The organism is Bartonella silvatica (assembly GCF_040545155.1).
GTDB lineage: Bacteria > Pseudomonadota > Alphaproteobacteria > Rhizobiales > Rhizobiaceae > Bartonella > Bartonella silvatica.
Window position 1 is genome coordinate 403,278 of the sequence record NZ_JBEPLI010000001.1, and the last position, 7,462, is coordinate 410,739.

Annotated in this window: 5 protein-coding genes and 1 pseudogene; 5 read left to right on the top strand and 1 reads right to left on the bottom strand. The window is 41.2% G+C overall.

The features are described from left to right. Nucleotides 1-8: 8 nt before the first annotated feature. Together ABID23_RS01675 and tolB are read left to right on the top strand one after the other, a co-directional pair. Nucleotides 9-1,511, top strand: a complete 1,503-nt coding sequence (locus tag ABID23_RS01675) for a cell envelope biogenesis protein TolA (RefSeq protein WP_354188655.1) — start codon at nucleotides 9-11, stop codon at nucleotides 1,509-1,511. Between the two features lie 42 nt (nucleotides 1,512-1,553). Then, a complete protein-coding gene (gene tolB / locus ABID23_RS01680; RefSeq protein WP_354188657.1) occupies nucleotides 1,554-2,876 on the top strand; it encodes a Tol-Pal system beta propeller repeat protein TolB in 1,323 nt (440 codons plus the stop codon). Nucleotides 2,877-4,520: 1,644 nt separating this feature from the next. On the opposite strand, the gene ABID23_RS01685 is transcribed toward tolB, so the two are convergent. Then, nucleotides 4,521-5,267, bottom strand: a complete 747-nt coding sequence (locus tag ABID23_RS01685; RefSeq protein WP_354188659.1) for a YebC/PmpR family DNA-binding transcriptional regulator — start codon at nucleotides 5,265-5,267, stop codon at nucleotides 4,521-4,523. Nucleotides 5,268-5,648: 381 nt separating this feature from the next. Here ABID23_RS01685 and ABID23_RS01690 point away from each other — a divergent pair, with 381 nt between their 5' ends. From ABID23_RS01690 to ABID23_RS01700, 3 genes and pseudogenes are all read left to right on the top strand, one after another. After that, a complete protein-coding gene (locus ABID23_RS01690) occupies nucleotides 5,649-6,341 on the top strand; it encodes a DUF1013 domain-containing protein (protein WP_354188661.1) in 693 nt (230 codons plus the stop codon). A gap of 199 nt (nucleotides 6,342-6,540) precedes the next feature. Then, a complete protein-coding gene (gene pal, locus ABID23_RS01695) occupies nucleotides 6,541-7,065 on the top strand; it encodes a peptidoglycan-associated lipoprotein Pal (RefSeq protein WP_354188663.1) in 525 nt (174 codons plus the stop codon). A 31-nt stretch (nucleotides 7,066-7,096) separates the two neighbouring features. Beyond that, nucleotides 7,097-7,462, top strand: a pseudogene (locus ABID23_RS01700) (hypothetical protein); the annotation flags it as partial.

Genomic DNA, 7,462 nt, shown 5'->3' on the forward strand with positions numbered 1-7,462 from the left:
CATGGAGTATGAGTAAAAACTCTTATCATAGCATGAAACGAGGTTTGGCTTTATCCCTTGCTGTTCATATTTTTCTTTTCAGCTGGGGGGCGGTGTATTTTATCAATCCCATACCTCTTCCACAACAATTGGAAGCCATTCCAATCACGCTTGCTCCTTTGATGGAAGGGTTTTCCTCTCAAAAAGGGGCGGTGGATGCTCCAGTGCGTGCAATTCCTGCAGTGAAGTCAACCATTAAACCGCAAGAAAAAGAGGATGCACGCCATGTTGGAGAGGGAACAATAGATAGTGTCGCACCGTTTAAACCAAAAGAAAAACCGCGGCTCGTTGAGGCAACACCTCCTCCATCAGGAAAAGAAAAAATACCGGAAAAACCATTACTAGAACGGACAGAACAGGAATTGTCTGAAACAACAACAGAAGCATCTTTCAAGGGGCCAAAGGATGCGGTCAAGCCCGCGCCTGATGTGCCTATCGAGGCGCCAAAGGATGAGGACAAGCCTGCGCCTGATATGCCTATCGAGGCGCCAAAGGATGAGGACAAGCTCGCGCCTGATATGCCTATCGAGGCGCAAAAGGATGCGGTCAAGCCCGCGCCTGATGTGCCTATCGAGGCGCCAAAGGATGCGGTTAAGCCTGCGCCTGATATGCTTATCGAGGCGCTAAAGGATGAGGACAAGCTCGCGCCTGATATGCCTATCGAGGCGCCAAAGGATGAGGACAAGCTCGCGCCTGATATGCCTATTGAGGCGCCAAAGGATGCGGTTAAGCCTGCGCCTGATGTGCCTATTGAGGCGCCAAAGGATGCGGTTAAGCCTGCGCCTGATATGCCTATTGAGGCGCCAAAGGATGCGGTTAAGCCTGCGCCTGATATGCCTATTGAGGCGCTAAAGGATAAAGTCAAGTCTGTACCGACAGAAACAACGGCAGTACATCAGAAAACGCCTCAAATTGTGTTGCCAGATAAATTTCCTCTTCCGCAGTTTAAACCAAAGCCCGCTAAACAACCTGTTTCTAAAAATAAGCGGGATGATCAAAAGAAAAGGCATCAAACTCCTGATCAGACCATTGAAGATATTTTGGCAAGGGAAGAAAGTAGTCTTCTTAATCGTGTTCGTACACAAGGTGGTGGTGCAAAACGTTCTCAAACACCGGAGGCTTTAGGTGCAAGAAAAAATACTGATGATATCACAAAAATGGCACAAACATTGGTCAGTATTGCTGGGGGGTGTATTCAACAGAAGCTTAAGCTTGTGGCACTTGGGGGTGATCTCAAAAACCGTCCGGTTGTGCGTTTGCGATTTTATCTCGACCATGATGGAATGGTGATAGGAGATCCGACCATTGATCCTTTAAGTGGTGCACAGAGTCAGCAGGATATTATGATAAGGCAGGTCTATGCAGCTGTCTTTTCATGCCAACCCTATGCTGACCTTCCGCGTGATCAATATGATTTGTGGGGACAGGGATTTGACTTTAATGTTGATCCACTTCAAGAAACAATACGATGAAATACAAGTATATTTTGTCCTCAAGAAAGGGTAAACTTTATTATGACTATGACGAGATATAAATTTTTTTCTTGCTTTATTGTCACTTGTGGACTGTGGCTTTCGAGTTTTTCATCGGTTCATGCACAATTGAAAGGGACCATTTCGAGTGCTGACTTTAATCCTATACCTATTGCCATTACACATTTTATTTCTCGTGATTCGCTTGGAGCAAAAATAACAGCGGTGATTACCGCCGATCTTGAGCGGTCAGGACTTTTTTTGCCTCTTGATAAAAACTCTTTTCTTGAAAGAATCTCTCATCCCAACAGACACCCCAACTTTTCTCATTGGAAAAAAATAAACGCTCAAGGTTTGGTTACTGGACAAGTGATAAGAGAAACAGATGGGCGATTGAGAGTTGATTTTCGTTTGTGGGATGTTTTTGGACAGCGTCAACTCAAAGGACGGCGTTTTTATACTGCAACGGAACGCTGGCGGCGTGTTGCACATATGATCGCAGATGAGATCTATAGTGAAATGACAGGAGAAAGTGGTTATTTTGATACAAAAATTGTTTTTATAGATGAAACGGGTCCACAAAATGCACGTGTTAAACGTTTGGCAATTATGGATCAAGATGGAGCAAATTTGATCTATATTTCTGATGGGAGTGAGTTGGTGCTCACCCCCCGCTTTTCACCCAAACGACAAGAAATTACCTATATGGCTTATGAACATAATCAAGTGCCTCATGTTTATTTACAACAAATTGAAATGGGACAAAGGGAGTTAATAGGAACTTTTAACAATATGACAATCGCACCGCGTTTTTCTTCTGATGGGCAAAAAGTGATCATGAGTTTGTTGCAAAATGATGGGAGCGCAAACCTTTACACCATGGATTTACGCACACGGACAACAACGAGGCTTACAGCAACCACAGCTATTGATACATCTGCTTCTTATTCACCCGATGGAACACAAATTGTCTTTTCATCAGACCGGAGCGGAAGACCACAGATTTATACAATGAATGAGGATGGGAGTAATATTCAGCGTATTTCCTCAAACGAAGGAAGCTATTCTACACCTATTTGGTCACCACGTGGTGACTATATTGCCTTTACAAAACAGTTGGCAGGGCAATTTTCTATCGGTGTTATGCATCCTGATGGAACAGGAGAGCGAATTTTAACGACGGGTTTTCATAATGAGGGACCAACTTGGGCGCCGAATGGTCGTGTTTTGATGTTCTTTCGTAAAAATCCTGGTATGGGACCAAAACTTTATACCATTGACATTACTGGACGCAATGAGCGCCAATTGCCTACACCCAATGATGCTTCTGATCCGGCTTGGTCACCATTACTGGCTATACAGTAGATTCATGAAAATGATATATATATAAACAAAGTTTGATGGATCTGCATCCTATTGATTGTTTCTCTAGGTTGAGAGAAGTCGTTTACTGTCTTTTTATCTAAGTGTATTTTAAGTTTTACATGGTGTTTCTTGTGATTTTTCAATCACGAGATTTTTTAAGGGGGCTATGACAAATCTCTTGTTTTAAAGAATAGAGCAGAGAACTTTTGTATTCTTTAATATTTAAGGTGGGGGTGTGAGAAGTGCCATTGGGATGAGATATGTGATGTTTTTGACGGCGTTTTAAACTTTACATGACGTTTTTTGTGCTTTGTCAACCATGAGATCTCTTCAGAGAGTTATGATTAAAGTTATATTCTCTTTAGTGAATTGCGTATTTCTGTTTACGTAATCTCTGAAACGGGAAGACGACCTCATCTAGGAAAAATATGAAGTTGTAAAGGCGAAAATCAACCTCTATTTTTGCCATCTCCTATTAACGTAGCTTTATGGCTTTCAAAAGTATTTCAATCACTATCATTTTAAATAATGAAAATTGCTTTACACTTTTATTTGTTGCGTTCTTTAATGAGGGAATGCCCTTCACGTAAAACAGAATGTCACCCGGTTGTCAATTCACGGGTTTGTTTTAAAGAAACATCTCTCAAAGGACCCAATCCCATTTTGCGACAATGTTGGTGAAGGGTGTAGCGATAAAGTCATCCAGTTCCGCCATCTTTACATTTTGGGAGAAAAAAGATGGTATCATCATTATAATTTGCCGGCTTGTGGGTATTGTGATAGCTCTTGCCAAGATAAGTTCATAAGAGGTATTTTTAGTCTTTTTTTGTACAGTTTCGCCCCATGCTACTAGCTCCGCTTGTGATGTGCAAGGGAATGGTTTTGATTGATTCAACATAAACAGGTTTGAAATGAGAGAATCCTAAGATATTGAGGTCTCTTATTTAATATGCAAAACAGTGAATTATAATTATAAATCAATGTATTATCAGAAAACGAATCCAAGAGCTTTTGTGTTCTTTGAATATTTGAGGGGAGAATGCCATTGGGGCGAAATATGTGATGTTTTTGACGGCACTTTCAGTTTTACATGGCGTTGTTTGTGCTTGTCAATCATGCCAGTTTCTTGTGGCGGTTGTGACAAATCTCTTGTTTTAAAGAATAGAGCAGAGAGCTTTTGTATTCTTTAAATATTTGAGGTGGGGGTGTTTCGTTAAAAAGGGATGGGTATTTTCCTACTGGTGTGTGTGGGCTTCATTGAGGCAAAAATAATTGTGCTGTTATGTGGCAATACATTGATTTATATAGATAATCTACTGTTTTGCATATTGAATTAAAACCCCGAATATAGTAAGATTTTCTTATTCTAAACCCTCTCAGATTGAATCAATTCATATCACTTGCTTGCACGTCAAAAGCGGGGCTGGTGTGTGGGTGAAATTTATACAAGAAAGGACTAAAATGGCTCTTATGAACCGTCTTAATGCAAGATCTGTCGCAACACCCACGAGCTGGCAAATATGGTGCTAGCAAATATAATGATGGTGCTGGCTTGTTACTTCATAAGTGTAAAAATGGAGGTGCTCAATGGACGTAAGGCTCTCACGGGAAAGAGAGCCTATAGAGTTGTGTTTTATGTGTTGGTTATCCAGACAGTTTTGCTAAAATCTCATCGCTCACATCAAAGTTAGCGTAAACATTTTGCACGTCGTCGTCTTCTTCTAATGTTGAAATAAGCCGTAAAACAGATAAAGCTTTTTCTTCATCAACAGGGGCGAGTGTGGTAGCTTTCCAAATTGTTTTGATGGATTCTGCTTCACCAAGTTTTGCTTCAAGAACTTTGGAAACTTCGCCAATATCTTCAAAGGCGCAGGTAATATGATGTCCGCTTTCTTCTGATTGCACATCTTCTGCACCAGCTTCGATTGCGGCACCCATGATGCTGTCTGTTGTTCCGGCTTCTAATTTATAGATTATTTCACCAATTCGATTAAACATAAAGCTTACAGAACCCGTTTCTCCAAGGGCACCACCCGATTTGGTAAAGGCGGCTCGCACATTTGAAGCTGTACGGTTACGGTTATCTGTTAACGCTTCGACAATGACTGCAACACCACCTGGACCATATCCTTCATAGCGCACTTCATCATAATTTTCGACATCGCCACCAGATGCTTTTTTAATCGCACGCTCAATATTATCTTTAGGCATCGACTGTGCCTTGGCATTCTGGACAGCAAGTCTTAAGCGTGGGTTCATCGCTGGGTCAGGCGCACCTTGTTTGGCAGCAACAGTAATTTCACGCGCAAGCTTGGAAAATATTTTCGAGCGCATGGCATCTTGACGCCCTTTACGGTGCATAATATTTTTAAATTGTGAATGGCCTGCCATAGTTTTCCTTCCAGTTTAAGGGCTTTCCTTCTGGTTGGTTTGTTTCCAGATTTCGGGCAATGAAACACGTATCCCACCAGAATAAATGTGCCGCAATATTCAAGGCGAAGTGATCAAATAAACTCCTTATAAGAAAATTCATCTTAAAGGTAAAGAGACTCTGTTGAGTATCAAGACAAGATAGATGTCTTGTCGTTTATCAAAAATCAGGTTATAACAGAATATTATTTCATGGCAAAAGAGGTTTGTTCTATATCTCGCTTTACATAAAAAAGTGAGAGAAGAGGACCTGATAATATGAATAAAGTCCAATGCTCCAAAGTGGGCAATAACCGGTCTCAATGATTTCATAAAGAGACCAAGTAAAAGGATGTTACAGAGATGGCAACGCAACTTTTGATGCCCAAAGCGACAGCTGTTTGGTTGGTTGATAATACGGCTCTTTCTTTTGATCAGATTGCGGAATTTTGTAAATTACACGTGTTGGAAGTGAAAGCTATTGCCGATGGTGAAGCTGCTCACGGTATTAAAGGTTTAGATCCAATCAGTTCTGGGCAGTTGACACGGAGTGAAATTGCGCGCGTAGAGGCAGATCAAAATGCTCGTTTGAAAATTTCCGAGTCGCGAGTCTATATCCCTGAAAAAAAGCGAAAAGGTGCACGTTATATTCCTCTTTCTCGACGCCAAGATCGCCCAAATGGTATCTTATGGTTGGTGATGAATCATCCCGAATTAAAAGATGCACAGATTGCACGCTTAATTGGCACCACAAAAGCAACCATTGAACAAATTCGCATGAGAACCCATTGGAATAGTGCTAACTTGGTTCCTCTTGATCCTGTTGGGTTGGGGTTGTGTTCACAAATTGACTTGGATTTTGAAATCCAGCGTGCTGTAAAAAATCGTCCTGTTTCTGACGAACCGGATCAGTCTTTGCTTCCTGCATCCGTGACAGAAAATGCGGATCTTCATGAAGATCATGGTGAAGATGATCATAATAAAAATTTTGATGCTGATAAAGTTTTTGCAAAACTTAATGCTATGCAGAAAAAACAGCAGGACGATGACGCATAAATAGAATGTTCATGGTTCGTTGAAATGTCTTTGTACGCGAAGATTGAAAATATATGATCAATAGGCTGAAATTTTAAAATGATATGTGATCAAAATGAAAAAACGTTATCTTAATCACGATTAATAATTATTCTTAAAGCGCTCTTGAAAGAGTTGTCTCTTTCATTTTTGTGTTTGCTAATTTAAGGAGAATCAATAAATGCGCTCTACCAAAAATATCATCCTGAATCCCTTAATGATTCTCCTTTTTTGCTCATTGTCTTTATCCTTGGTTGGTTGTGGCGGAAAACGTGGCGGTGCCTTCAATGGAAATGGTTCTTATTGGAATAATACGCGCTTGAATCAGGCTGCACCAGGGTCTGGGCAGGAGTTTACGGTTAATGTCGGAGATCGCGTTTTCTTTAGTCTCGATTCCTCTTCGATTGATCCTGATGCTGAACGTATTTTAATGCGTCAGGCAGAGTGGTTGCTTCAATATCCTTATTATTCTATTATGATTGAAGGGCATGCTGATGAGCGTGGAACGCGTGAGTATAATTTAGCACTTGGACAGCGTCGTGCTGTGGCAGTGCGTAATTATTTGGTTTCCCTTGGCGTGTCTGCACAACGAATTCAAACAATTTCTTATGGAAAAGAAAGACCTGTGGCAGTGTGTGATGATATTTCTTGTTGGAATCAAAATCGTCGTGCTGTTACAACCATTGTTAACGCAAATAGTGATTAAAATTAGCTCTTGAGGGGAGAAAACGATGTGGATGTGTCGTAAGAAAAATTGGAAAACTGTCTTTTACATGGCCATACTCATGGCGTGTTCTGCTTCGTCGGCTCAGAGTTCAGGGGGATGGATTTCTCGATATTTTACACATGATTCCGATTCGACAGGTAAAGTGACAACGGATAAAGCTTCTGATGCTGCAGATAAGGCTATGGATGCTGTGAATGAAACGGCAACAGATGCAATGGATAAAGCTTCTGATGCTGCAGATAAGGCTATGGATGCTGTGAATGAAACGGCAACAGATGCTGCGGATAAAGCTTCTGATGCTGCAGATAAGGCTATGGATGCTGTGAATGAAACGGCAACAGATGCAATGGATAAAGCTTCTGATGCTGCAGATAAG